Below are 22,994 nucleotides of genomic sequence, written 5' to 3'. Positions count from 1 at the left end.
ATGGACTGGCTTTGCTGCCGCCTGGCTGCGACTACCAGACGGCTCCGTGCAACCGGCCAGAGCCGGAAGCACGGAGATCATCCAAAGGAGGCAGAGCGCCTTGCGGAACATCAGAAGCGGACGCGAACGCCACCATAGCCTGCGCGGCCCGGAGTGGCGAAACTGAACACCTCTTCGTATTGCTCGTTGATGAGGTTTTCTACGCGCGCAAACAACGAAATGTTGGGGCGCAACTTGTATTCGGCATTCAGGTTAACCAGTACATATTCCCTCAGGGACACGCGCACCGGAATGAAGCTTGGATTTGTAAACGCGACATCGGTCTGACGCCCGTTGTAGCGCACTGTCAACGTACCCGAAAAGCGCTCATCCTTGCTGAACACTGTCGCGTTGAAACTGCCGATATGCTTGGGGCGACGCACCTCGACTGTGCCGTTTTCTCGCGCATGAAGCCATGTGTAGGCGGCGTCCAGCCTGATCTGGGGAATTGGACGGGCGGCAAGGGCCACCTCAATGCCATGCTGTTTCGACAAAGTTGCACGGTTTGATGGCGTCGCTATGAAGGTCGGAGCGGGGAAGGTCGTGAAAATTTCGTCCTTCAGGCGGCTATCGAAATAGGTCGCGCTTATGGTGGCCTTGCCATCGCTGAAGCTTTGCTCGATGCCGGCTTCCCACCCTTCCGACTTCTCGGGCCTCAGGTTAGGGTTGCCAATATAGCGGCCATCGGAAAATCCATAGAGCTCGAAATAGCCCGGATTCTTGACCCCCGTTCCATAGGCACCGCGAACACGGGTACCAGTCGGGAGCGAATAACTGCCTTGAACCCGCCAAGTTGTGGGGTCATCAAAGCGATCATTTTCGTCATGGCGGATCGATGCACCAAAAGAGAATGCGTCGTTGATCAGCAGTTCATACTGCCCGACAATCCCGACATTGTCGGTCGATCTTTTTCCCTGAAACGCGAAGGATGACGGTGTGGTGTTCTGGAATTCTTCGCGCTCGACGTCGATTGCGGCGGTCAGGCGATGCCGGATGGCGTCGGTGCCCAGCCGCAGGCTCGATTCGAACGAGCCTTTGTAGCGGTTACCCTTGTTGCCGTAATCGAAGCCCGCAGCGTCGAAGCCCTTGCGCTCGCTCAACGCGACTTGCCCTGTCACTGCGTTCGTCCAGCGGCCGTCGAGCCCGATCAGTTCAGCTCTCACAAGACCATAGAAGGCCTTGTTTCTGAAGAACACGCCGGGGCTGTCGACGGTGAATCCGAATAGCGGGCTCGCCGGATTGTTCTCGCTGTTGTTGGTATCGGCTTCCGTGAAGCTGTAGCGGGCAACGCCGGTCAGTTTGAAGGTTTCGGACGGCGACCAGATGAGCTTGGCCGAAAGGCCTGCGATGTCGGAGCCGACATCCCTGCTGCCATTTCGTGCCGTGGGATAGCCGCCGGTGTGATAGTAAGCGCCAGACACAGCATAATCGAGATCGCCAGACACTCCGCCAGCACGCGCGCTTCCGGTGAAGGTGTTGAAGCTGCCGCCCTCTGCGCGCAAGCTGACCCCCGGAGCCTCCTTCCCGGTCAATGTCAGATACTGGATAACGCCGCCGATCGCGTCCGAACCGTAAAGCGAGGACTGCTGCCCTCGCAGGACTTCAACGCGGGCTTCGGGATCGGCAATGAGAGTGGCGAAATCGAACTCGCCAAAATACGGGTCCGAAGCTTCTATACCGTCAATCAGAACGAGGACGTGGTTGCCCTCGGAGCCGCGAAGCCGGAGCTGGGTGAGGCCGCCAGCAGCGCCGGTGCGGCTCACGGCAACGCCCGGCACATCGCGCAGAATGTCCGAAACAATCCGGGTCTGGCGCTGCTCCAACGCTTCGCTGTCCAGTACCGTCACCGACGCACCGAGCTTGTTTACGGCCACGGCCTCACCGGACCGTGACGCCGTCACGACAATGGTTTCTCCGCTGTCATTGGTTGTAGGCTGTCCCGGGTTCGACTGCGCGAAGGCCGGGCAGCTGGCTAGCGCCAGCGCAAACGTGGATACGAGAACAGGTTTCTTCATCGGGATACCCCCTTGGTGCCGAGCAACTGCGCGACGAAAAGGGGCAACCGGATCCATCAACTCCCAAGGCGAGTCGGGAGAGCGCACGAACGGTCGGCCAGGCCAACGCGAGTGGGCACAATTCACCCGCGCAGGACTAACCCTGCGGCCCCAGCCGCAATGGTTCGTCGCTCAGACGGAGGTTACCGTGCCATGGCCATCCCCTGGACCGCAGCAAGAGCGACCAAACGCCGGCAGGTCTCCTGGCTCGCGGGTCATAGCTTGATGCACGGCCTTCCCAGGCCGCGCTTGGACAAGCGTAAGGCCCAGTGGCTGCTTCCGCCCGAAGGTGGAAGCGATGTGCATCGCGCTCGCCGCTTACAGTTGCAGGGACAGCCTCGGATTCGGATCAGCCAAGGCCGCTCCTCACCGTGTTCCCGAATTAAGCCCTCTCGGGCACCGGCGCGATCTGTTGACAACGGTCTTAAACCGTTGACGTTGATCCACTAGTCGAAAGTCGCCCGAAAGCCAATCCCTTAACGACTGGCATCGGAACGACGCCAAGCCTCAACGATGGCAGGATTTTCAAGCAACCGTTCCACCGCATCCACATTATAGGTCGCGAGCGAAATGAGGTTGTCCCCTCGGCGTATTTTGGATGTCCCGGAAATTTGCAGTCGGCCATCTTTCGACCACCGGTTGCGTTCGGCGGGGGTGAGCGACAACAGCTTCTCAATCTGCTTGAGACTAAGGGGTTTCGAAGCGATCCGGCGGAGCCTGTCGCGAAGCTCATCGACAAGCATTTCAGCAGAGCCCAACTGATCGGGTTGAAATCTGCAAACTCTTCCGGGTTTGTCGATTGCGCTGCCACTCTTCGCCATGAGTAGCCGCATGGTAGCGTCGCGCTCGCCCTTATGGACCACAAGGCCAATCGGCATCGGCCCATCGAGGTCTACCTCTACGACCAAATGGTCATTGTCTTTCTTGAGGGTGACCAAGCGGCGGATTGCCATAACGTCAGGCACTATATGACATTTGCATTGCAGGTGTCTCCGGTCCGGACGCCACGAACCAAGACCAAGTCGCCACGTGAGGTGGTCAGCAGCTTTCTCCTGGCGCGCGCCCGCAGCGCCGGGGCCGCTGAAAGACCCAGTCACATCGATTCGTCGCTCAGACGGAGGTTTACCGTGCCATGGCCATCCCCTGGACCGCAGCAAGAGCGACCAAGCGCCGGCAGGTCTCCTGGCTCGCGGGTCACAGCTTGATGCACGGCCTTCCCAGGCCCCGCATGACTTAGCGTCCGGCCCAGTGGCTGCTCCCGCCCGAAGGTGGAAGCGATGTGCATCGCGCTCGCCGCTTACAGTTGCAGGGACAGCCTCGGACTCGGATCAGCAAAAGCCGCTCCTCACCGTGTTCCCGAATTAAACCCTCTCGGGCACCGGCGCGATCTGTTGACAACGGATTTTAACCGAAGTCAGCGGCAGTATAATTGACATACAGGATAAAACCAAGCTGTGTCTTGAAGTGATAGCGTTTTCCTTTGGCCCCATCACCGAAAATCCGAGATTTCATGGGCAAATGGTTCGCCATAAATCGAATTGACGCGATTGATAATCCCGCAAGCTTTGTAGTGGGAAAGATGCAAGTAATCGGTCTGCGTAGTTTCGCTGCACTGCTTGAAACGGGTTCCTCAATGGACCGATCCGTTTTCTATGATGGTGTGGCCTATGAACTTCGACGGCGGAAGTCGGAACTGCATATCGATGCTGAAATTCGACCGGCAAGTTTGCGGTATGTTTCCGAATGGCTCGTTCAACAGCTTACAGCGTTTGTCGGTGCCTCGCGCCCGATCTTCATCGCCGACACTCAGCCTGATGTTCATTTAACGGATATGGCTCTGAGCTTCTGCCCAATCGTGGAAAGGCCTTGGCGGCGGATCACGCAAGAGCTGCCTTTCTGGTATGTTATGTGATCCAACTGCCGCCATTGCAGCGTATCGGCCTGGACCATCGTTGTCCGCGGCGATGTAAAGGGTGCCAACTTGGTCCGGAACGTTGATTAGCGCGAGACGCTTATTCCCGAGTGCTGCCCAGCAAGGGACTCCTTTGATCTGAGTATAGCTCGCCGCATCCTCCATGCCCTCAGCAATGGCGAGCACGTCGCCCTCGAACTGCGGTGCCCACGCGCCCCGTTCAGGCTTTCCGAGCATGAATTTGCCATCATGCCATGTTCCGTCGTTGGTCAGCCTGATCCGCTGGATGGCCGTCATCCGGTGCCCGGTTCTGACACCGACCAGTATCGCGGGCCGGAAGGTGGTCTTAGGCTTGCGGCCGAATGGGCACCGCGGATGGAAGCGTAAGTCGGGGAGGTCGATTGGCAGCCGCCGCGACCGAAGGTAGACTTCACCGAGCGTTCCGCGGATCTCCGTGGCCTGATCCCATATCCTTCTGACGTTTGGCGCAGTTCGTTCTGGCTGATAGCTTGGGGCAGAGGAATTCAGGATCGGTTTGGTCCGACCGATTTCGCGCAGGACATCCTCGCTGCGGCATCCCGCAAAACAGTGGACCAGAATACCCCGCTCGCCCTGCCGGACTGAAAGTGACGGCGTTCGGTCTGCATGCGCAGGGCAGATGCACATCGCGTAGGAACCGTGCCAACGGCCCTTCAGCGCAGCAACGATGTCGATGGTCTCCTGGGTGGGTTTGAGCGCAACTAGCATAAACTCGCTCCTCTCAGCTCAGCCTCACCATCTTTCCCCTCTGGATCGACCCGACCTTCTCCGGCACGGCTCGCGATGGCCAACGCCGCTTTCGTCTGTGCGATGCCAGATTCTGGGCGATTGCCATGCGCCGCCTGTTCATTTAGAAAAGTGGGGCGATATCCGAACCACGCCGAAAGGTGTGGTCATGAAAAATCTTCTATTTTTGCTGGTCGCTTTGACGCCGACGCCATCATCGGCGCGCGAAGCCATGCTCGACGTGTTTGTGCCAGAGGCAAAACCGGATTTTGCTGTGCTCCGCCCACAGTTGCGCGGGGCGGTCGATCTCGAGCAATCAGTGGAAGTGCCTCCGGCTCCAGTGGATGCGTTTTCACCAGAGTTGCACGGCGACTTTGAGTTGGTCCCTCACAGCTTCACGATCAATCCCTATGCCGCGCGTCCCGCTGTTCCTTCGTGGATGCGGGCAGGTGCATCATTCATGAGCCCTGCTTCTTCACCATTCCGCCCTTCGCAGGATGACCCACTCTGCCAGTCCCGCAGCTTCTTCCCGCGATATGGTATCAGCGGCGATGCTCAGGCTCGCCGGACCGCCTATTTCAACCTGATCGTCGACGTCGCTTGCGATGCCGGCGTGCCCGTTGTTCTATTTGACGCCTTGCTGGCGCAGGAAAGCAGATATCGTCCCTTCGCCCGAAGCAGTGCCGGTGCGATGGGCATGGCTCAGCTTATGCCCGGTACGGCCCAATATCTGCGTGTCACCGACCCTTGGGATGTGCGGCAAAACCTTGTCGGCGGCGCGCGGTATCTGCGCGAGCAGTTGGATCGCTTCGGGACATGGGAGCTTGCACTGGCTGCCTATAATGCAGGCCCGGGACGCGTGGACCAATTTGGCGGTATCCCGCCGTTTCGTGAGACCCGCAACTATGTGCGTACGATCATGGGCTCAATTGGCATTCCGAATTCGACCGGCGGCGTGTCGCTGACTTCGGCAGCACTTCCCGCGCCCAATCCGTTTCGCAGGGTAATGCTTGCCTCATTCGATGGACGATCAGACGTCCCAGAACACTGAGAAACCGACGTGCCAAGCATAGTACACGCTGATTGCCAGGATGACTGGCGCGCCCTTGAGGTAGTTGAGCTGCCAGCGCAGCCAGAGCTTCGGGATGACCAGAGCTTTCTGGAGCCCCGTTTGGTGCGTGGGTCGCCACCTGCCACTCCGCCAGTCGTCAGCCGTGACGACAACTGAGAGCACTGCGCAGATCAGCGCCATCATTCCCACGCCGATGTAGAGCGATGTCCAAGCGATAAGGGCTTCCTGCTTCATGAGTCGGACCTAGTGCATCGATGATCGAACAGAGATACGCATATTCGAAGCCCTTGTATCCCCCTGGCCGAATACTGCCTTTCTGCGGCCGAGCAGCGTGTGGCCGAGATTGAGCTCACCGCTGCGGGCGCGCCGCACCAGTGCTTGCATGTATGCATCGGGGGTCTTGCGGATTTGTCCGTTGGCCAGGTGATGCCCGGTGATTAGCGCGCAGAGGAGTGCGATCTCTGTCCCTAGCATGGCGCTTGCCCGAGCGGCTGTAGCCTGACCTATCTGGCAGACGCGAGCGACCGCGTGAAGCTCGGTCAGGCCGGGCCGTCTCGCGATTTCGACCATACCGTCGATGAAAGGGAAGAGGGCAGAGGCTTCGGCCCAAACGAACCCCGATCGCTGGATGCCGTAGACATCATTCGTGTCGGCAGAGACCAGCGCGTTCTGACAAGCATCGGCTGTTTCTTGCTTCACCCTGTCGGCATCAGGCGTGGTTCGAACGTCATCAGGTTCCCGTCGGCAAGCGCCCTCCGCCAAGCCGGATACAGATTCAAGAGCTTCTTCAGGACTGTATTGATGGTGGCCATCCCGGCGCACCCTAGTGTCCCCGGAAGGTGTCAGCGACGCAATCTCGCCGAGCGATATGCGCTCTGACAACCGATCAAGCAGCCGCGTTGCGACCTCGGCGAGGCGGCCGAGCACGCCGATCGCGTCCATGGATCCTTTCCGCCTCTGGTATATGCGCCGCGCCGCAGCGATCGCATCGAGCTTCTTTCTGGCCTTGTCAGCCCAGGGGTGGCCCTGCTCGAACGGCCGCAGCAGCCGGTAGGCGCTGCTTGTTGCCTTTCGAATCTCCTTGGGCAGGATCAGGTTCTGCTCGGCCAGGGCCTTTTCGGTGGCGGCGAGCTGTGTGAGGTAATCTTCGAGGAGGAGCAGCGGGGCTAGCGACCATCCTGAGGCGTCAGAGCGATCCAGGCTGTCTCGTGATCCAAGAAATCGTTTGCCGTTGCCCGCGAGGCAATAGGGGATGATCAGGCCGTATTCGGCAAGGCGCCTGATGTTCTTGCGCGCGGCGGTCCATCCTATCCGGCATTTGAGATGGTCGTTCGAGGCGGCGATGAGGGGGCCGCAGCGGCTGTCCCAGTCGATATTCATGGCGGCGATGCTCGCGGCGGCATCGTAAAGATCGCGCCAGACGATCCTCGGAACATCGATAGTCACGGGCGGCATTCTCACGAAGGTCTCGATGATATCGAGCAGTTTGCGCCGCCGCTGTCTGCCTGCACTTTCGGTCCCGGTATGTCCGAACCCTCGCATCATCTTGCTGACGCGCGCAGCATGTCTTGCCCGATCTGCCGGGTCTTCCATGAAGGCGATCTTGGTCAGCTGTTCGGTCTCGAGCATCCCCAGTTTTGGCAGACAGGCGCCGATCGCTGCTGGCCCTCCCCGGCGGCGGCTATCCACCTCCCAGGCTGCCTGATTCTGGACAATAGTCATCCCTTCGCTTCCTCAGTCCTGAGGTGCGGCACAGACAAAAAACATTGCCCGCAAACGTTGCGAAAAATGCTTGCAAGTTGTGAGGGAGCAGGTAGCTTGCCGGTGTCTCTCGCCACGCTTTGGCGCGGCAAATTACAGCTTCCTTCGAAAGGCCCGGGCGCTGCCCGGGTTTTTCATGTCTGCGTCGCTGACCTCCCTTTCATATGCACCAGCTGGTGCGGCGATTCTTGGCAGCGTTCGGGCGCGTTTCATCGCGCGCAGAAGCGCTTGTTTGCCATTCGGTCTGTTGCTAGAAAGCGAGGTGAACTTGGCGCTCTGGCAACAGGATGCGTTAAAGGGGGTCCCGTTGGCGCGGGGCCCCCTTTCAATTTCAGAGCATCATCGGTTGTCCTTCAGATGTTTCAGGTGGCCTGACGCTCAGCGTTTTCGCCACGATTGCCGTGATGATCGCCTCTCGGGACGACAGATTATCCCTTTTGAGGGCATAGCGTGGATGGTACGCTAAACAACGCTAAGGGCGAACAATCAGCGAACGCTTATGCGACGCGGCTATCCGGCGGGAGATTGAGGGCCTTGCGGCCAGCGGAAGCGGCTGCGCGATCCCAGAGGAAATCGCCGGAGAAGGCAATATGCTCCCAACCCACGGGGGACGTATGGGCGAGCAGATAATCAGGCACCGCGACCGAGGTTGATCGTAGATGCTGGGCGGCAGCATCCATGTAGATCGTGTTCCAGTAGACGATCGCGGCGATGACTAGATTGAGGCCGGATGCCCGATATTGTTGCGCCTCATGGCTGCGGTCGATGATCCGGCCTTGGCGGAAGGTGTAGATTGCCTGCGTCAGGGCATGGCGTTGTTCGCTGTTGTTGAGACCAGCATGGCATCGCTGGCGCAGATCGGGATTTTCCAGCCAGTCCAGCATGAACAGGGTTCGCTCGATCTTGCCGATTTCCTGTAGCGCGACGTCGAGTTGGTTCTGCCGTTCGTACGCGGCGAGCTTTCGCAGCATGACCGATGGCGCGACATGGCCGGCCTTGATCGAGCCGACGAGGCGCAGCACGTCATCCCATTGTTCAGCGATGATGTCGGTGCGGATACGCTTGCCCATTAGCGGGGCGATGGCCGGATAGGCCTTAACCGGCGCGATCGGCGCGAGGCGCCGGTCTGGAAAGTCGCGCAGGCGCGGGCAGAAGCGAAATCCCAGCATCGCGCACAGGGCGAAGACATGATCGGTCGCCCCGCCAGTGTCGGTGTAATGCTCGACGATTTTCAGATCGGTGCCGTGGCTGGTGAGGCCGTCGAGAACATAGGGTGCCTCATGCGTCGCGGCAGAGATCACGTTGACGTGGTAAGGCGCACGCTGGTCGGAAACATGAGTGTAGAAGCTGAAGCCATGATCGACGCCATAGCGGGCGTTGATATCGCCGCCCGATGCACCGCGCTTCGCGCCCCTGAAGAACTGGCCATCGGAACTGGACGTTGTGCCGTCGCCCCATACGCGCGAGAATGGCAGGCGGTGATGCGCGTTGATGAGCACGGCCAGCGCCGCGCAGTAGCTGTCGTCGCGGATATAGGCGTCATGGGTCCACAGGAGCTGGTCGCGCGTCACGCCCTGGCTCGCGGCAGCCATGCGCGACAGGCCGAGATTGGTGGCATCCGCAAGGATGGTGGCGAGCAGCGCGTTTTCGTTGGGGCACGCTTCGCCGGTGCGCAGGTTCGTGAATGCAGCAAGAAAGCCGGTTTCCTGCGCCACTTCATGCAGCAGCTCGGTGATGCGGATGCGGGGCATCATCGCATCGAGCCGGTCAGCCAGCGCTTCGGCATCGGGCATCGCGATCGTGCGAACCGGGGATATCTGGAGGCGGCCGTCGCGGAACCGCACACCCTCCAGAGCGTCGCGCTTCAGGCGCTGGGCAAATTTCTTCAGTCGCCAGTCCAGTTCGCGGCCCCGTTGTTCGAGCCATTCGCTGGCTGTGGGTGGCAGACCAAGAGCCGACACGATTGGCTTCGCCTTCGGTTCGCTGAGCAGGTAGCTGTCGAACTGGCGGTATCCCGCCGATCGCTCCACCCAGACATCCCCCGAACGCAACTTGTTGCGCAGATGCGCGATCGTTGCGATTTCCCAGAGCCGCCGGTTGATCTTGCCGTTATCGCCAACGACGATTTTTCGCCATTCTTTACGGAAGGGCATCGGAGCGTCGGTAGGAAGATCGCGTTTGCCCGACCTGTTGAGGTCGCGCAGCATTTCGATGGCAGCGATCGTTTTCGCACTGCCCTTTCCGGCCCTGAACTGGAGCGTCTCAAGCAGGTCGGGGGCGAACTTGCGTAACGTCGCATAGCGGTCGGCCGCGACCGTCAGCGGATCGAGGTTGGCGGTTTCCGCGATGCTCGCCACTTCCGGCCTCGCCTTCATCAGGGTGTTCCACCCGACCGATGCGTCCAGGACCTCAATTGGATCTTCGCCAGTATCGACCGCATCGGTCAGCGCATCGATCGTTCTGCGAAAGATCAGCATCAGCCGCGCCACGTTCTTCGATGTGGCGGCATAGCTACGCGCCTGGGCATTCTTCGCGCGGGTGAAGATGCTGCCGATCAGCTTGTCCGCCATCTCCAGAGCGCTGTCGGTCAGCTGCTCTTCAAGATCGAGCAGGAAGGCAACCAGCGTGGCGCGCCGCCGGGAGGGAACGTATCGCTCGATCATATAGGCAGGCGATGCACGGCCTTCCCGGACATATTGCCGGAAGCGGTCCGCGTGGATGCGGCCAGCCACGTCCGGGGAGATGCCGATCTTCCGCACTTGCCGCAGGCGGTCGAGAATCTGGCGGATATGATCGGGCCTTGCCGCGATGGGAATGGTCTTGAGCGAAGCGAGCTGGCTCATGCCCCCGGCGTCGTCAAAGAGCTGGTCGAGGGCGTGGACCTGTTCAGCGCTGAGATCGTCGATCAGGGCATAGGCGGCTTGCTTGCGGGCACGCGCGCGCCCCGCGCTGCTGGCACGCTCGATGGTGGAGATGGACGGCAGCAGAATCCGGGCCTCACGAAGGGCGGTGACAACACCGGTCGCTATCGTCATCCCCTTGTCGGTCGCCCATGCCGTTTTCGTGGCCGCTTCGATCATGAACGGAATATCGGCACGCGTCGGCCCTCGCAGTCCCAAGCGCGCGGCTAGCTCGCGAGCATGGTCCGTCATGGTCTGGTCCCTCGCCGCATAGTCAGCCAGATCCGTGACGCGCAGGCCAAGCTGTTCTGCGACGAAGGCGGCGAGATCATGGGGCATCGCTCCCCTGTTCTGTATCAACTGCGCCAGTGTGATGCCCGGGTGGCGCAAGAGCGCGAGTTGCAGCGCGACGCCCAACTGGTTCCGTCGTTCCCGTCGCGCGCCGATGATCTCGATGTCCGCAGGCTCGAAGGTGTAGAGCCGAGCCAAGTGGTCGCGATCGGTCGGGATGGCAAGGATCTGATTGCGCTCGCTCTCGGTCAGGAGTTGATGCTTGCGCTTCGTCATGCCGATTCCCGTCCACAAAAGGTCAACTGCGCCTATGGACAGCCATGAGTAAAGAGACATAGTATGTGGACGGCTATGGGCGGGGTGAAGCGGTCGCCCTTCAGAGCGTCCACAGAACGACCGTTTGGGAGACACGATAGATGGGCGGCATTCTGGGCTACGCCCGCGTCAGCACCGGCGATCAGGATGTGGCGGGCCAGACCATGCGACTGGAGAATGCCGGCGCCATCAAGGTGTTCACCGATGTAATATCGGGAAAAAGCATGGAGCGGCCTGGACTGGCCGAACTGATCGCCTATGCCCGCAAGGGTGACACGCTCGCCGTGGTCCGCCTCGATCGGCTTGGGCGTTCGCTGACTGAACTGCTCGCCACAGTCGAAACTTTGCGCAGCCAAGGCATCGCCCTCCTGAGTCTTGAGGAAAAAATCGACACCTCGTCGGCCGCCGGCGAACTCATCTTCCATGTGTTCGGAGCTATCGCCCATTTCGAGCGGCGGCTAATCTCTGAGCGGACCCGCGATGGGATCGCCGCTGCACGCGCCAAGGGCAAGCAGCCTGGCCGTCAGCCGCTCGACATGTCCAAGGTGGATGCGGCCATCAAACTGGTCGAAGCCCGTATCTCGCCGACAGAGGCAGCACGGCAACTCGGCATCGGCAGATCCACCATCTATCGCGAAATGCGCCGCCTTGGCGTGGAAAGGCCTGCCTGAATGTCCAGATTGAAATCTGCTCACGATCTGTCCGGGCTGATGAAATATGCGGATCGTGCTCCGTGGGACGAGGCGATGGATGAAATGCTGTCCGCGCATCTCGGTCCGGCATGTGAAGCGACCGGCCTCGAACCCGACGCCATATTCGAGATCATCGGTGATCATTGGCAAGGGCCGCTATGGGGCTGCGCCTTTGAAGATCTGCTGACACAGGAACTGGAACCTGACGGTCGCAATCTGGTCGATGACTATCTCAAGCGCCGAGGCTGGAACGAGAAGGCGCCGAACAAGGCCTATATGCGCGCGCTGCGGGATACGATGATGTCGCTCTATGAGGTTAGCGAGGTCGTCCCCGGTCAGTCGATGACCTTGCGTGATCTGTTGCGGGATGTTGCGCCAGTCACGGTCCGCGAACACGGCGCGACACAGACCCTCGTCAACTGGGACAAGATCGCTGCACGGGTTGTCGATGTGAACGGTCGCCATGGCATCTCGGGCGCGCTGTTGCCGTTCAGCGCTGATGGCGCCCTACAACTGATCGACGCGTTTGGCCGGCTTGCGGACGATGCAAAGGACACCTCCGAACTAAACCAGACCGACCGGGATGCTATTTTACGGGCATCAGGCCCGATGTTCACGAACATGTGGCTGCTCGATTGTCTGGGCAAAGCCATGCCTGGCACCATGCCGGATATGGTCAACGCCGATGGCGATGATCTTGTGTTCCACCGCATCGTCTTCCCCCTGGCCAAGGGCGTGATCGGCAAGAGCGTGGTTCGCAGGCTGAACGCGGCACAATGGCTGGAGCCTGCCAGCGACACATTCTGGAACTGGCTGGTGCCGGTGACGAAGGAGAGAAAACCACGAACGGCCAAAGGCGGGCAGGCTTTTGTGACGACCATGGAGGACGGCACACCCGTCTTCGCCAATGTCGAGTTGGCGGGACGCAAACTGATCGTTGAGGTCAATAGTGCCGCCCGTGCGGAGAAAGCGATTGCGCAAATGGGCGAATGGCTTGGTGATTGCGTGAGCACACCTATGACCGAAATCCGGACTCTGGCCCAGTTCATGGCTGATGACGCCGCCCGCGCTCCGCAGGAAGAGCCGCTCGATATCCCGCCGGACGAAATGGAGCGCATCGTTCATGATATGCTGACACGCGAATATACCAAAACGCTTGATGAAGCGGTGCCTGCCCTTGGCAACAAGACGCCGCGCGCTCTGGCCCGCACGAAGGCTGGCCGGGCGAAAGTGGCCGACTGGCTCAAATATATAGAGAATGGCGCAGCAAAATCCGGGGTCGGCGAGCCAATGGCTACCTATGATTTTACGTGGATGTGGCAAGAGCTGGGCATCATCGGCCTCCGCAGGTGATGCCCTTGCACGCCGTTCCGGTATTGTTCGTCCTTAGCGTTGCTTGGCGTACCTCCCACGCTATGCCCTCTTCAAGGAGCGCGGCAATACCGACGCCATGATTGTCACGCGCCGTAGCCAGCAGGTCTTCTCAGAAAGTTGCGAGGCTCACGGTGGCACCATCGTCCCGGCCGATGACCTGCGGACCGGGATGTTCCGCAACCGCGTCATTGCCCACCTGACCCGACCCACCGGGTATCGTCATCAATGGCGCGGTGAAGTGGCGATCTGCGACGGCAGCGGAGGCGAGCCGCTGGTGGGGTTCGTGTCTCTCCTGATGGATAATTCGGAGATTTCACGGTCCGGCGATATCGGGAGCCAGGTGATGGGGCGTTTGTTCGGCGGCCTGTCCAACACCACGGCGATTTACCTGTTTCACCCGGATCGACTGCCGACCGTTGCCGATGCCGCTGCGGTCGTCGACGAGGAAGAGCGCCGGATTGCCGCGGTCGAAGAGCGGTTCGAGGCAGCGAGCGAGCGGATCGCGGAGTTCCAGCGGAACCTGGCGATCGGCGACGAAAGCAACTGCGGCACGGTGATCGAGGTTCGCGGCCCCATGGCAGAGATTGCGGTGCCGACCAACCGGCGTGCGCCCAATGGGGAAAGCACCTTCTGGTCGCGGATCGAGCGCCTCGCGCCGCCCGGCTACGCGATCTGCACTTTCGGCCTCTGACGCCCACAGACCCACAATTACACATCCCCACAAGTCCACATTCACGAGGAGGATCAACAAATGCGCATAATCTCAGTCCAGAGCATTGCCGGCGGCACCGGTGTTACCAGCGTTGCCACCGAAATCATCGCCGACAAGCTGCGTGCAAAGGAGGCAATTCTGGCCATCGATCTGGGCAACACCCAAATGCTCGGCCGCAAGAATCTCGGTCGTGGTTTCGAGACGCTGGGTGACGCATCGCTGATCTTCGGCGCATGGCCCGCTGGAGTATGGCTACGGCAGGAAGCCCTTCCGCGACTCTGCCTGTTGGACCTGCGGGAACAGCGGCACCCCTATGATGCATGCGAAGAAGAGGTGCTGCTGGCGCTCACCTGCTATGACAGCGTCGGCGATATTCTCGACAGGTTGCGCGACCAGATGGCCAGTTTCGCCACCCGCTTCGACAGCTGCGTGGTGGACCTGTCCCAGGCGCCCGACCTGCTCAGGCGCCTGTTCATCGCCGTCAGCGACGAGGTGCATTTCTGCGAACGCCTGATGTCAGAATCGCAGACCTGGGAGGCCTTCCGCGAGAAATTCCTCGATGGCGAGGAGTACAAGCCCGACCAGATCTGGATCAAGCACCCCGATCGCGGCGAATGGCGGCCGCAGGTGATCGAGGACTGCCCGGGAATGCGGCTTGTCGATGCCTGATCCTTCATCGGCGTGCGCTGCGGCGGGAGGTCGAGCAAACGGTGTCCACCAAAGGGCCGCCCTCCCCTCGCTTCGGACTGCATCGAAGACCCCTTCGATCGCTCATTGACCTTGGTCCGGCACATACGCAGTCGGAGTGTCGAAGGAGAAAGCGATGCGTACCTCATTCGATCTTGGCAAATTCGATCCCGAGGTCACCTTGATGGATGCCGCCGTCGAAGAGGAGATCTTGCCGACCATGCGAATGGTGGCAAATGCCAGCCTGGGCGTCGAGCCCTTCGACGCCTACTACGCGGCGCAGGAACTGCTCGAGGTGCTGGAGGCGGTCCAGAGAAAGACACCCGGGGCAAAGGTAAGGCTGGCAGGCATTCTTTCGGCGGACTGCGACGATTACCAGCGTTGCCTCTATTACTGCCTCGCTGGGCGAGGAGCTGGCGTTATGCTCCTGTCCCTGTCGTGGCTGGTCCGCATTCTCCGCGGAAGGGCGGGTGCAATGGGCGAAGTCCTGCGAACGAAGGCAGAGGTGGAGCCGCCCTGCCCTCCTTATGTCGCCTCCCAACCTGATGGCCCGGTACCGTCGGCAAGCGAAGATTTCCACCTCGGTCCATCCTGGACCAGGGACCCGTTGACATATGGGCCGATCAAAGATTGAAGCGGCAACTTTGTTGGACGGTCCGGAACGGCAGGTTTTGGGGAGTGAACGAGGGATAGCTGCCCATTGTTGCGGCCATGTCCGATGGCAGCTAGCCGAGATCGATTTTACCGGCATTGCGGCTTCGCGCTTGTTTGAATAGGTCTGGCCCGGAATCCACTGGCGGGGAATGAGGCTATGCGAGAACATGAGTTGCGGCGGCAAGTTGTCAGCGAAATGCATTTGCGTCGCTGGCCGCTGTTGCAACTGCCGGTCGCAGTGTTCCAGTGGGTGCTTGAGGTTGGGCCTGGCGAGCGTGAGGCGGAGCGCTCAGTCTTGTCCGCTCTGTGCGGAAGCCAATCGGATGAAGAGAATCCGCGCCACCTGTCAGGTGCACTCTTTGGCGACGTCTCCTTTACATGGGAGCGACAGAGCGAAGGTTCGACGCTGACAGTGTTTTGTCCGGAACGCGCCATCGAAGTTTTGCTCGACCCCGGACTGGACTCTTCGGTGGGCGAGGCCATTGACTGGGCGGAAACCCTGCCGGGCGCAATCATTCGCGCGACATCGATCTGGGTTGGTGGCGACGAAGCCGAAGTCGAGAGGGCATTGCCGGCGGTTGATTTCAATCGCAGCGAGCTTGTGTCATGCGGCCTCTCCGGGGGAGTGCGTATCTGGTCGGATTTTCGCATTCACCCCGATGGCCGGGGGCGCCTTGTGGTGTCAGCCGGGGAAGTCGACCGGAGTGATCTCACCCGGCAACTGCAGCAATTGCAGGAGCTTGGGAATTACCGCAACAAGGCGCTCTTGGGGCTGCCGGTGGCACAAGAGGCCTGGCCAAGGCTGGACGCGGCCGAACGCGAATTGGCCGCACTTGCCAAGGCCGTAACGTCCTCGGTGGCCTCTGACGATGATTTGCTGGCGCAATTGTCTGACCTCAGCCTGGAACTTTCGACCATTGCCACGTCAATCGGCTATCGCATGAACGCTACCGCAGCCTATTCGCGTCTGGTGGAAGAGAGGCTCGCACAACTTGCTCCGGAACCGATCCGTGGGTTCGCTTCGCTCGTCGACTTCACTGAACGCCGCTTCCTGCCAGCAGCGCGCACCTGCGCCGCCTTGACTGAGCGCGAACGCCAGCTGACACGGCGTGCGCGCCAAATCTCCGAACTGCTGCGCGCCCGCATCGAGACGCGAATCGAGAACCAGAACGCGAAGCTGCTTCGATCGATGGAGCGCAGCACGACGATGCAAGTGCGCTTGCAGCAGATCGTCGAGGGCCTCTCAGTAGTGGCCGTGAGTTATTATGCCATCGGCCTGCTAGGGTATGCCATAAAGGGTGCGTCCCATCACTTTGACTGGGTTGATCCGGAAGTTGCGATCGCTTTGCTGGTGCTGCCGGTCCTGGGATCCGTGTGGTTTGCGCTCCATTCGCTCAAGAAGCGGGTTCTGGGCGGCCATTAACTGCATCCACGCGGAAATTGCGCAAGCGACAGCGCCTGTTACCAGCCTCCAAGCACATTTCATTGTTAAGTTAGCAGGCGAAATGCAAACTTTCCTTGCACATCGGTCGCGACTGGCAGTAGCAGTTGCGGTCCGCTGCATGTTGGGAGGTGCATTTGGCCGGGGAATTGACGATCCTTGTTGTTTCGCGCGACGATGCGCTGATCAGCGCGGCGCGAGCTGGGCTGAAGGAGCGAGCAGATTACCGGCTGGTCATAGCTGAGGACGGCAAGGCCGCGCAGGAGCGGCTCAACGACATCGAAGTACACCTCTTGCTTTGCGATCTCGACACGGTGGACGATGCCCAGGACAACATACTGACACGCGCGCGCGTGTCACATCCGGGGGTTTGTCGAATTGCGGTCTCTTCGCAGAATCGCGACGAAGCTGACAGCGAGGCAGTCCGTCGCTCTGCCGCCTATCTCTATCTGTTCAAGCCGCTAACACCTCATCAGATTGCGCTCATGGTAAAGCGCAGCCTGGAAATGAACGAACTTTCGCGACGCCATCGCCTTCTTTCGCGTGAACTGAAGATTTCGGTCGATGACCAGATCTTCGAGGAACGCGTGGATATGTCAGTCAAGGGCGGTTACTCGCAATTCGAGAAGCTCGTTTATGCCAGCGCCAAGATGGCTGATTTGATCGTTGAAGCGCGCAAGGCGGCGGTTACCGATCTGCCAGTCCTCATCGAGGGCGACACCGGGACGGGCAAGGAACTGCTGGCGCGAGCGATCCATTTCAACTCTACACGTGTCGATTCTCCGATCCATGTACAGAATTGCGGCGGTATGCTGGATTCCACGCTCCATTCCGAATTGTTCGGACATGTGCGGGGGGCTTACACCGGAGCCACCGCAGACCGGCTTGGGCTGTTCCGTGCCGCAGATGGCGGAACGGTGTTCCTTGACGAAATTTCAGATGTTTCGCCGAGTTTCCAGGTCAGCCTGCTGCGCTTCCTTCAGAATGGCGAGGTTAAACCGCTAGGGTCGGACAAGTTGTTGCATGCCAATGTCCGGATCATTGCGGCGTCGAACCGGCCGCTTCTGGAAATGGTCGAAAAAGGCGAATTTCGGCGTGACCTGTATTATCGTCTCAAAGGCTTTTCGCTGAGCATCCCGGCGCTGCGAGACAGGCGGGAGGATATTCCTGTTCTTACAGATTTCTTCATCGAGAAATATGCCGGAGTAGTCGGCCGCAGGGTAATTGGCATTACGCAGAGTGCGCTCGACAGGCTGCAGGCTCATCAATATCCAGGCAATGTCCGGGAACTGGAAAGCGAGATCAGGCGCGCGGTGGCGCTGGCTGAAAATGGTGGTTACATTACAGAGCGTAACCTTTCGGCCGTGTTTGATAATCTCGTTGTTGCCCCGGATGTCGGCCAGCAGGCGGAAATGGAAGGCGGCACACTCAAGGAGATGGTCGAGCGTCTGGAGCAACGGGTCGTGGTAGGTGCACTCACCCGTTTTCGCTGGAACCAGAGCAAGACTGCCGACGCGCTGGGGCTATCCCGCGTGGGCCTGGCCAACAAGATCAAGCGCTACGGTCTGCATGATGGCTGACGTTGGTCTCATGCAGGAGCAGGAGCAGGAGCAGGAACGGGAGTGGCAGTGAAATGGCAGACCGGGACAATGTTGTTCGCTTGCGTTTTTCCCGCATGCCCTATCCGGGGCAAGAGGCGCCACAAGACCTCGGCTCGACAAAACTGACGCGAACAGCGGGTGCAGGACTTTCTGGTGCGCATGGCCATTGGTGCGGGCGCTGCAAAGGCATCTGGTATTCGGCGTTCGGCGAAGTTGAATGCCCGGTCTGCGGCAACCGGCACGGCTAGCCTGAACGGTTGGCATACGCACCTCCTGCGGCTCCGACTGCAAAGAATGTTTCAAGGAGTGCGTGCAAAGTTTCTTTGCATTTTCTTCGCCGAAAATATGAGCTTCATCATAAAATACTGAAAATGCTTTATTATTTTTCTGGCACGAATCATGCTTAATGTCCTCCCATAGCCCGCAGGGGCATTTGGCCGGTCGGGCACTCCGCCGGGAAGTTGGGAGACTGAGAAATGGCGAATCTGTTGTGGCTTCAAGGCGGTGCGTGCTCTGGCAACACCATGTCCTTCCTTAATGCCGAGGAGCCCAGCGCATGCGATCTGGTGACGGATTTTGGCATCAATGTCCTTTGGCATCCCTCGCTTGGCCTCGAGCTGGGTGAGAATGTCAAAGTCATGATGGAAAAGTGCCTTTCCGGCGAAATCCCGCTCGACATTTTCGTGTTCGAAGGCAGCGTCATCAATGCGCCCAACGGTACCGGCGAATGGAATCGCTTCTGTGGCCGCCCGATGAAAGACTGGGTGGCAGATCTTTCTGCCAAGGCGCAATTTGTTGTGGCAATCGGCGATTGCGCCACCTGGGGCGGCATCCCGGCAACGGCGCCGAACCCGTCTGAAAGCGAAGGCTTGCAGTTCCTCAAGCGGGCCAAGGGTGGAGCGCTGGGCGAAGGCTTCACGTCTCAGGCTGGCCTTCCGGTCATCAATATTCCCGGCTGCCCCGCTCACCCTGACTGGGTAACGCAGATCCTTGTCGCCGTTGCCACGGGCCGCGCGGGCGACCTGACGCTGGACGAATTCCATCGGCCAAAGACCTTCTTCTCCAGCTTCACGCAGACGGGCTGCACCCGCAACATGCACTTCGCCTACAAGGTCTCGACCACGGCCTTCGGTCAGCGCAAGGGCTGCCTCTATTACGATCTGGGGTGCCGCGGCCCGATGACTCACAGCCCCTGCAACCGCATTCTGTGGAACCGCGTTTCGTCCAAGACCCGTGCTGGCATGCCCTGCCTTGGCTGTACGGAACCGGAATTCCCCTTCTTCGATCTCGCCCCAGGAACTGTCTTCAAGACCCAGACTGTGATGGGCGTGCCGAAGGATCTGCCGCTAGGGGTTGATCGTACCGGCTACGTCAAGCTCACAGCTGCCGCCAAGGGTGCGGCTCCGGCGTGGGCCGAAGAGGATATCTTCGTCGTCTGATTCATGAGGGTTCATGGCGCGCAGCGAAGCGCGCCGCACACAGAATTTCGGGAGAATTACAATGGCAGCTACACAAACCCTCGACATTTCGCCCGTTGGCCGGGTGGAGGGCGACCTTGATGTCCGCGTCGACATCGAGAACGGGATCGTCACCAATGCATGGACGCAAGCGGAAATGTTCCGCGGCTTCGAAGTCATCCTCAAGAACAAGGATCCACAGGCCGGGCTTGTCGTTACGCCTCGTGCTTGCGGCATCTGCGGTGCCTCGCACCTGTCCTGTGCTGCCTGGGCACTCGATTCCGCCTGGGGTACCACCGTTCCGCGTAACGCGATCCTTGCCCGCAATCTCGGGCAAATCGTCGAAACACTCCAGTCAATCCCGCGACATCACTATGGTCTGTTCATGATCGACTACACCAACCAGAACTATGCGAAGTCCAAGTTCTACGAAGAAGCGGTGAAGCGCTATGCGCCCTTCACAGGGACCTCCTATGAAGCGGGTGTGACCATTTCGGGCCGCCCGGTAGAAATCTATGCCCTGCTTGGCGGGCAGTGGCCGCATTCTTCCTTCATGGTTCCTGGCGGCGTGATGTGCGCCCCGACCCTGACCGACGTGACCCGCGCCTGGTCGATCCTGGAGCACTTCCGCCGCAACTGGATCGAACCGTTGTTCCTTGGTTGCTCGATGGAGCGCTATGAGGAAATCACCACGTACGATCAACTGATGGCGTGGCTTGATGAGCGGCCGGAACACGCGAATTCCGATCTCGGCATGTTTATCCGCATGTCGCTCGACATCGGACTGGAGAAATATGGCACTGGCCACGGCAAGTTCATCTCGTGGGGCTATCTCCCGCATGAAGACCGTTACAACAACCCCACGATTGAAGGCCGCAACAGCGCCGTGATCATGAAATCGGGGACGTTCGACGGTGCCAGCGGCGCGTTCAAGCTGATGGATCAGGGCAATGTCCGCGAGGACATGCAGCGCGCGTGGTACAACGAAGGGGACGATATCCACCCATTCGACCGGACGACGATGCCAATCGCGAAAAACGACATCGATACTGATGGCAAATACAGCTGGTCGACTGCCGTTCGCCACGCCGAACATGGTCGTCTTGAGGCCGGCCCGCTCGCGCGGCAGCTGATCGCTGGTGGCGATCATGGCGAGGCCTGGCAACACAGTGATGGACTGGTGCTCGACATGTATCGCAAGCTTGGCGGCGCTTCGACCTACCTGCGCCACTTCGCCCGCCTGCATGAGCTGTGCAAGCTATACCGCGAAGCCGAACGCATCCTGCGCGAGTTCCGTCTCAACGATGAATGGTACATCAAGCCTACTGAGCGCGATGGCCAGGGATGGGGCGCGACCGAGGCTGCGCGTGGCGCCTTGTGCCACTGGATCGACGTGCGCGATGGCAAGATCCACAATTACCAGATCATCGCTCCGACCACATGGAATGTCGGCCCGCGTGCGAGCAATGGCGAGTTGGGACCGATCGAGGAGGCACTCATCGGCACCCCGATTACAAATACTGCCGATCCGGTTGAAGTCGGACATGTCTGCCGTTCCTACGACAGCTGCCTGGTTTGTACGGTCCACGCACACGATGCGAAAACGGGCGAGGAACTGGCGCGCTTCCGCACAGCTTGATATCGGGCCGCCGGGTGGGAGGACGCTGTGAGGTGTCTCCCACCCGAGGCTGCGAATAGAATAACAACCCGTTGGGAGAATGCGCCGGAATGACTGGCGACAACACCGAATTGCAGCGCCAGCGCGAATGGCTCCTGTCCCGGTATGGCGTGGTGCCTTCAGAGGCCGATCATGCGACACTTCTGCGCATGATCGAGGATTATCTCAACGAAGGGCTGGAAACGCAGGTTGAGCCATTTCCCGAAACCGACCGCGAGTTTTCAGGCATTCTTGACGAGTTAAGGGCGCTCGACCCGGATGATCTAAGGGCCAAGCTCGACATTTCCGGCTGGTTGCTTCGCCCGTACGGGGCAGACGAGATGCGCTGTCAGGAATGCATGTATTATCTGGTCCACAGGCGCTGGTGTGACCTGCCGGAGCTAAGCTTGCCCGCCGAGCCCGAATGGTGGTGTCGCCTCTGGCGCATTTGAAGGAGTTGCGCATGGCCACTGATGCAGACGAAACCCTACGGCGGGAGATCGCGGGTCTTCTGGCTGGCGGCCTTGAAACCGAAGTCTTCCCCAGAGCCGAAGACTCCGCGCAGGTCAACGCGATCGTGTCCCGCCTGCAATCGGAAGGCAAGGACCTTGCTTCCAAACTTGTGATTGCCGGGTTTACAGATCACACCATCACGGCTGATGAACTGGAACAGCCCTGCGAAACCTGCATGTATTACCTTATCAAGCGCCGTTTCTGTGATCTGCCTGAACTTATGCTGCCGGTTGAACCCGAGTGGTCGTGCCGCCTGTGGCGAATTTAGACGCACCTGCCACTGCGATCATTGGCTGCGGCAATATCAATCGCGGTGATGACGGGGCTGGTCCGGCCGTCATCGCCCGGCTTGCTGCTGAAGATTTGCCGTCTGATGTAGCGCTGCTGGATGCCGGCACTGATGGGATGGCAGTGATGTACCGTGCGCGCGGGGCGCAGCAGCTTATCGTGATCGATGCAAGGGAGCCCGAAGGCAAGCCGGGGGCTATCTACGAGGTTCCCGGCGATGTGCTGGCGGCAGAACCGGTCCATGGCGTGGGTCTTCACGCGTTCCGTTGGGACAACGCCCTGTTTGTGGGACGCAAGATCTTTGGCGATGACTTCCCTTCTGATGTGCAAGTCTATCTGATCGAAGCGCAGACGCTGGACTATGCCACCGAGCTTTCCGGGCCGGTAGTTGCAGCGGTCGAGAAGGTGGCGGCCAAGATCGCGGCGCGGCTCGTCATCGCCCCCGAGGCTTAAGTCATGGAGCAGACCATCTCGGTCGCGCGCGGGACGATCCGGTTTCCCGCAGGCCTGGTCGCTACCTATTTCTCGGGCATCGATGCAGTTGCGGTGCTGATCGATGGCGCGACCTTGCGGATTTTGCCGGTGTTTCACGCGGCGGCCGGAGGAGCGCTGTTGAAACAACGCAATGCTCAGGGTGATCGGGTAGTTGGCGCTTTCGATGTGTTCGAGGCGCACGGCCTGGCCGACTTCGAGGCGCAGGACGTCCCCGTAAGGTGGTCAAGCGGAGATGCGGCGCTTCTTGCGGACCTCCCCGTAACTGATAACTAAGTTTACATAACGAAAAACTGGTAGACAATTTACCCGGCGCT

22 protein-coding genes and 2 riboswitches are annotated in these 22,994 nt (G+C 60.0%); of the genes, 15 read left to right on the top strand and 7 right to left on the bottom strand.

The genetic code is table 11. From position 1 onward, the window contains the following. Nucleotides 1–110: 110 nt before the first annotated feature. Complete coding sequence (locus tag NJ75_RS01140; protein ID WP_039330622.1) at nucleotides 111–2,054, bottom strand: TonB-dependent receptor plug domain-containing protein; 1,944 nt, start codon at nucleotides 2,052–2,054, stop codon at nucleotides 111–113. Between the two features lie 215 nt (nucleotides 2,055–2,269). Then, nucleotides 2,270–2,512, bottom strand: a riboswitch (cobalamin riboswitch). Nucleotides 2,513–2,569: 57 nt separating this feature from the next. Beyond that, the gene (locus NJ75_RS01135) at nucleotides 2,570–3,046 is read right to left on the bottom strand and encodes a hypothetical protein (protein WP_039330621.1); all 477 of its coding nucleotides are present in this window, start codon (nucleotides 3,044–3,046) and stop codon (nucleotides 2,570–2,572) included. 202 nt (nucleotides 3,047–3,248) lie between these two features. Next, nucleotides 3,249–3,491, bottom strand: a riboswitch (cobalamin riboswitch). Nucleotides 3,492–3,603: 112 nt separating this feature from the next. Here NJ75_RS01135 and NJ75_RS24695 point away from each other — a divergent pair. Then, nucleotides 3,604–4,005 (top strand): hypothetical protein, encoded by a 402-nt coding sequence (locus NJ75_RS24695; RefSeq protein ID WP_152998733.1) that lies wholly within the window; start codon nucleotides 3,604–3,606, stop codon nucleotides 4,003–4,005. Here NJ75_RS24695 and NJ75_RS25510 read toward each other — a convergent pair. After that, complete coding sequence (locus NJ75_RS25510) at nucleotides 3,916–4,671, bottom strand: DUF7146 domain-containing protein (RefSeq protein ID WP_419470515.1); 756 nt, start codon at nucleotides 4,669–4,671, stop codon at nucleotides 3,916–3,918. The two genes, NJ75_RS24695 and NJ75_RS25510, sit on opposite strands and share 90 nt — an antisense overlap. A gap of 268 nt (nucleotides 4,672–4,939) precedes the next feature. Here NJ75_RS25510 and NJ75_RS01120 point away from each other — a divergent pair, with 268 nt between their 5' ends. Further along, entirely contained in the window at nucleotides 4,940–5,821 is an 882-nt protein-coding gene (locus tag NJ75_RS01120; RefSeq protein ID WP_052241776.1) for a lytic transglycosylase domain-containing protein, read from the top strand. Here the strand turns inward: NJ75_RS01120 and NJ75_RS01115 are convergent. The 3 genes from NJ75_RS01115 to NJ75_RS01105 form a co-directional block, all read right to left on the bottom strand. Continuing rightward, entirely contained in the window at nucleotides 5,801–6,076 is a 276-nt protein-coding gene (locus tag NJ75_RS01115; protein WP_039330618.1) for a hypothetical protein, read from the bottom strand. The genes NJ75_RS01120 and NJ75_RS01115 overlap by 21 nt on opposite strands. 9 nt (nucleotides 6,077–6,085) lie before the next feature. Next, on the bottom strand, nucleotides 6,086–7,471 hold the full coding sequence (locus tag NJ75_RS01110) for a helix-turn-helix domain-containing protein (RefSeq protein ID WP_039330616.1): 1,386 nt from the start codon (nucleotides 7,469–7,471) through the stop codon (nucleotides 6,086–6,088). A gap of 629 nt (nucleotides 7,472–8,100) precedes the next feature. Next, nucleotides 8,101–11,070: a Tn3 family transposase gene (locus NJ75_RS01105; protein WP_007015734.1), complete on the bottom strand. Its 2,970-nt coding sequence runs from the start codon at nucleotides 11,068–11,070 to the stop codon at nucleotides 8,101–8,103. A gap of 140 nt (nucleotides 11,071–11,210) precedes the next feature. Here NJ75_RS01105 and NJ75_RS01100 point away from each other — a divergent pair, with 140 nt between their 5' ends. The 7 genes from NJ75_RS01100 (at nucleotide 11,211) to NJ75_RS01070 (ending at nucleotide 18,249) form a co-directional block, all read left to right on the top strand. Beyond that, complete coding sequence (locus NJ75_RS01100; protein ID WP_007015735.1) at nucleotides 11,211–11,780, top strand: recombinase family protein; 570 nt, start codon at nucleotides 11,211–11,213, stop codon at nucleotides 11,778–11,780. Beyond that, nucleotides 11,781–13,154 (top strand): hypothetical protein, encoded by a 1,374-nt coding sequence (locus tag NJ75_RS01095; protein WP_007015736.1) that lies wholly within the window; start codon nucleotides 11,781–11,783, stop codon nucleotides 13,152–13,154. A 43-nt stretch (nucleotides 13,155–13,197) separates the two neighbouring features. Further along, complete coding sequence (locus tag NJ75_RS01090) at nucleotides 13,198–13,866, top strand: hypothetical protein (RefSeq protein WP_007015737.1); 669 nt, start codon at nucleotides 13,198–13,200, stop codon at nucleotides 13,864–13,866. A gap of 60 nt (nucleotides 13,867–13,926) precedes the next feature. Further along, nucleotides 13,927–14,556: a hypothetical protein gene (locus NJ75_RS01085; RefSeq protein WP_007015738.1), complete on the top strand. Its 630-nt coding sequence runs from the start codon at nucleotides 13,927–13,929 to the stop codon at nucleotides 14,554–14,556. Between the two features lie 154 nt (nucleotides 14,557–14,710). Then, the gene (locus NJ75_RS01080) at nucleotides 14,711–15,208 is read left to right on the top strand and encodes a hypothetical protein (RefSeq protein ID WP_039330979.1); all 498 of its coding nucleotides are present in this window, start codon (nucleotides 14,711–14,713) and stop codon (nucleotides 15,206–15,208) included. A 177-nt stretch (nucleotides 15,209–15,385) separates the two neighbouring features. After that, on the top strand, nucleotides 15,386–16,651 hold the full coding sequence (locus tag NJ75_RS01075; RefSeq protein WP_007015740.1) for a DUF3422 family protein: 1,266 nt from the start codon (nucleotides 15,386–15,388) through the stop codon (nucleotides 16,649–16,651). A 149-nt stretch (nucleotides 16,652–16,800) separates the two neighbouring features. After that, a complete protein-coding gene (locus tag NJ75_RS01070) occupies nucleotides 16,801–18,249 on the top strand; it encodes a sigma-54 dependent transcriptional regulator (RefSeq protein WP_039330884.1) in 1,449 nt (482 codons plus the stop codon). A 320-nt stretch (nucleotides 18,250–18,569) separates the two neighbouring features. Here NJ75_RS01070 and NJ75_RS24965 read toward each other — a convergent pair whose 3' ends face one another. After that, entirely contained in the window at nucleotides 18,570–18,869 is a 300-nt protein-coding gene (locus NJ75_RS24965) for a hypothetical protein (protein WP_236727037.1), read from the bottom strand. Between NJ75_RS24965 and NJ75_RS01065 the strand changes: the two genes are divergently transcribed. The 6 genes from NJ75_RS01065 to NJ75_RS01040 all read left to right on the top strand — a co-directional run bounded on the left by NJ75_RS01065 (nucleotide 18,795) and on the right by NJ75_RS01040 (nucleotide 22,953). Then, a complete protein-coding gene (locus NJ75_RS01065) occupies nucleotides 18,795–19,709 on the top strand; it encodes an NADH-quinone oxidoreductase subunit B family protein (protein WP_007015743.1) in 915 nt (304 codons plus the stop codon). The two genes, NJ75_RS24965 and NJ75_RS01065, sit on opposite strands and share 75 nt — an antisense overlap. 61 nt (nucleotides 19,710–19,770) lie before the next feature. Further along, nucleotides 19,771–21,366, top strand: a complete 1,596-nt coding sequence (locus NJ75_RS01060; protein ID WP_039330883.1) for a nickel-dependent hydrogenase large subunit — start codon at nucleotides 19,771–19,773, stop codon at nucleotides 21,364–21,366. An 89-nt stretch (nucleotides 21,367–21,455) separates the two neighbouring features. Further along, a complete protein-coding gene (locus NJ75_RS01055) occupies nucleotides 21,456–21,836 on the top strand; it encodes a hypothetical protein (protein ID WP_007015745.1) in 381 nt (126 codons plus the stop codon). An 11-nt stretch (nucleotides 21,837–21,847) separates the two neighbouring features. Beyond that, the gene (locus NJ75_RS01050) at nucleotides 21,848–22,165 is read left to right on the top strand and encodes a hypothetical protein (protein ID WP_039330882.1); all 318 of its coding nucleotides are present in this window, start codon (nucleotides 21,848–21,850) and stop codon (nucleotides 22,163–22,165) included. Next, nucleotides 22,153–22,638 carry a hydrogenase maturation protease gene (locus NJ75_RS01045; protein ID WP_007015747.1) on the top strand — a complete coding sequence of 162 codons (486 nt, stop codon included), beginning with the start codon at nucleotides 22,153–22,155 and terminating at the stop codon, nucleotides 22,636–22,638. Before NJ75_RS01050 ends, NJ75_RS01045 begins: the two co-directional genes overlap by 13 nt. Before the next feature lie 3 nt (nucleotides 22,639–22,641). Next, complete coding sequence (locus tag NJ75_RS01040; protein WP_007015748.1) at nucleotides 22,642–22,953, top strand: hypothetical protein; 312 nt, start codon at nucleotides 22,642–22,644, stop codon at nucleotides 22,951–22,953. The last annotated feature ends 41 nt before the right edge of the window (nucleotides 22,954–22,994 follow it).

Source organism: Novosphingobium subterraneum, from assembly GCF_000807925.1.
Classification (GTDB): Bacteria; Pseudomonadota; Alphaproteobacteria; order Sphingomonadales; family Sphingomonadaceae; genus Novosphingobium; species Novosphingobium subterraneum.
Note: the sequence above shows the minus strand (reverse complement) of the source record. Positions and strands in the feature narration are given on the sequence as shown.

What these genes read in the sequence shown, in the direction of transcription:
- NJ75_RS01140 (WP_039330622.1), bottom strand. Translation starts at nt 2,054, where the DNA reads ATGAAGAAACCTGTTCTCGTATCCACGTTTGCGCTGGCGCTAGCCAGC.
- NJ75_RS01135 (WP_039330621.1), bottom strand. Translation starts at nt 3,046, where the DNA reads ATGGCAATCCGCCGCTTGGTCACCCTCAAGAAAGACAATGACCATTTG.
- NJ75_RS24695 (WP_152998733.1), top strand. Translation starts at nt 3,604, where the DNA reads ATGGGCAAATGGTTCGCCATAAATCGAATTGACGCGATTGATAATCCC.
- NJ75_RS25510 (WP_419470515.1), bottom strand. Translation starts at nt 4,671, where the DNA reads ATGTGCATCTGCCCTGCGCATGCAGACCGAACGCCGTCACTTTCAGTC.
- NJ75_RS01120 (WP_052241776.1), top strand. Translation starts at nt 4,940, where the DNA reads ATGAAAAATCTTCTATTTTTGCTGGTCGCTTTGACGCCGACGCCATCA.
- NJ75_RS01115 (WP_039330618.1), bottom strand. Translation starts at nt 6,076, where the DNA reads ATGAAGCAGGAAGCCCTTATCGCTTGGACATCGCTCTACATCGGCGTG.
- NJ75_RS01110 (WP_039330616.1), bottom strand. Translation starts at nt 7,471, where the DNA reads ATGCTCGAGACCGAACAGCTGACCAAGATCGCCTTCATGGAAGACCCG.
- NJ75_RS01105 (WP_007015734.1), bottom strand. Translation starts at nt 11,070, where the DNA reads ATGACGAAGCGCAAGCATCAACTCCTGACCGAGAGCGAGCGCAATCAG.
- NJ75_RS01100 (WP_007015735.1), top strand. Translation starts at nt 11,211, where the DNA reads ATGGGCGGCATTCTGGGCTACGCCCGCGTCAGCACCGGCGATCAGGAT.
- NJ75_RS01095 (WP_007015736.1), top strand. Translation starts at nt 11,781, where the DNA reads ATGTCCAGATTGAAATCTGCTCACGATCTGTCCGGGCTGATGAAATAT.
- NJ75_RS01085 (WP_007015738.1), top strand. Translation starts at nt 13,927, where the DNA reads ATGCGCATAATCTCAGTCCAGAGCATTGCCGGCGGCACCGGTGTTACC.
- NJ75_RS01080 (WP_039330979.1), top strand. Translation starts at nt 14,711, where the DNA reads ATGCGTACCTCATTCGATCTTGGCAAATTCGATCCCGAGGTCACCTTG.
- NJ75_RS01075 (WP_007015740.1), top strand. Translation starts at nt 15,386, where the DNA reads ATGCGAGAACATGAGTTGCGGCGGCAAGTTGTCAGCGAAATGCATTTG.
- NJ75_RS01065 (WP_007015743.1), top strand. Translation starts at nt 18,795, where the DNA reads ATGTCCTTCCTTAATGCCGAGGAGCCCAGCGCATGCGATCTGGTGACG.
- NJ75_RS24965 (WP_236727037.1), bottom strand. Translation starts at nt 18,869, where the DNA reads ATGCCAAAGGACATTGATGCCAAAATCCGTCACCAGATCGCATGCGCT.
- NJ75_RS01060 (WP_039330883.1), top strand. Translation starts at nt 19,771, where the DNA reads ATGGCAGCTACACAAACCCTCGACATTTCGCCCGTTGGCCGGGTGGAG.
- NJ75_RS01055 (WP_007015745.1), top strand. Translation starts at nt 21,456, where the DNA reads ATGACTGGCGACAACACCGAATTGCAGCGCCAGCGCGAATGGCTCCTG.
- NJ75_RS01050 (WP_039330882.1), top strand. Translation starts at nt 21,848, where the DNA reads ATGGCCACTGATGCAGACGAAACCCTACGGCGGGAGATCGCGGGTCTT.
- NJ75_RS01040 (WP_007015748.1), top strand. Translation starts at nt 22,642, where the DNA reads ATGGAGCAGACCATCTCGGTCGCGCGCGGGACGATCCGGTTTCCCGCA.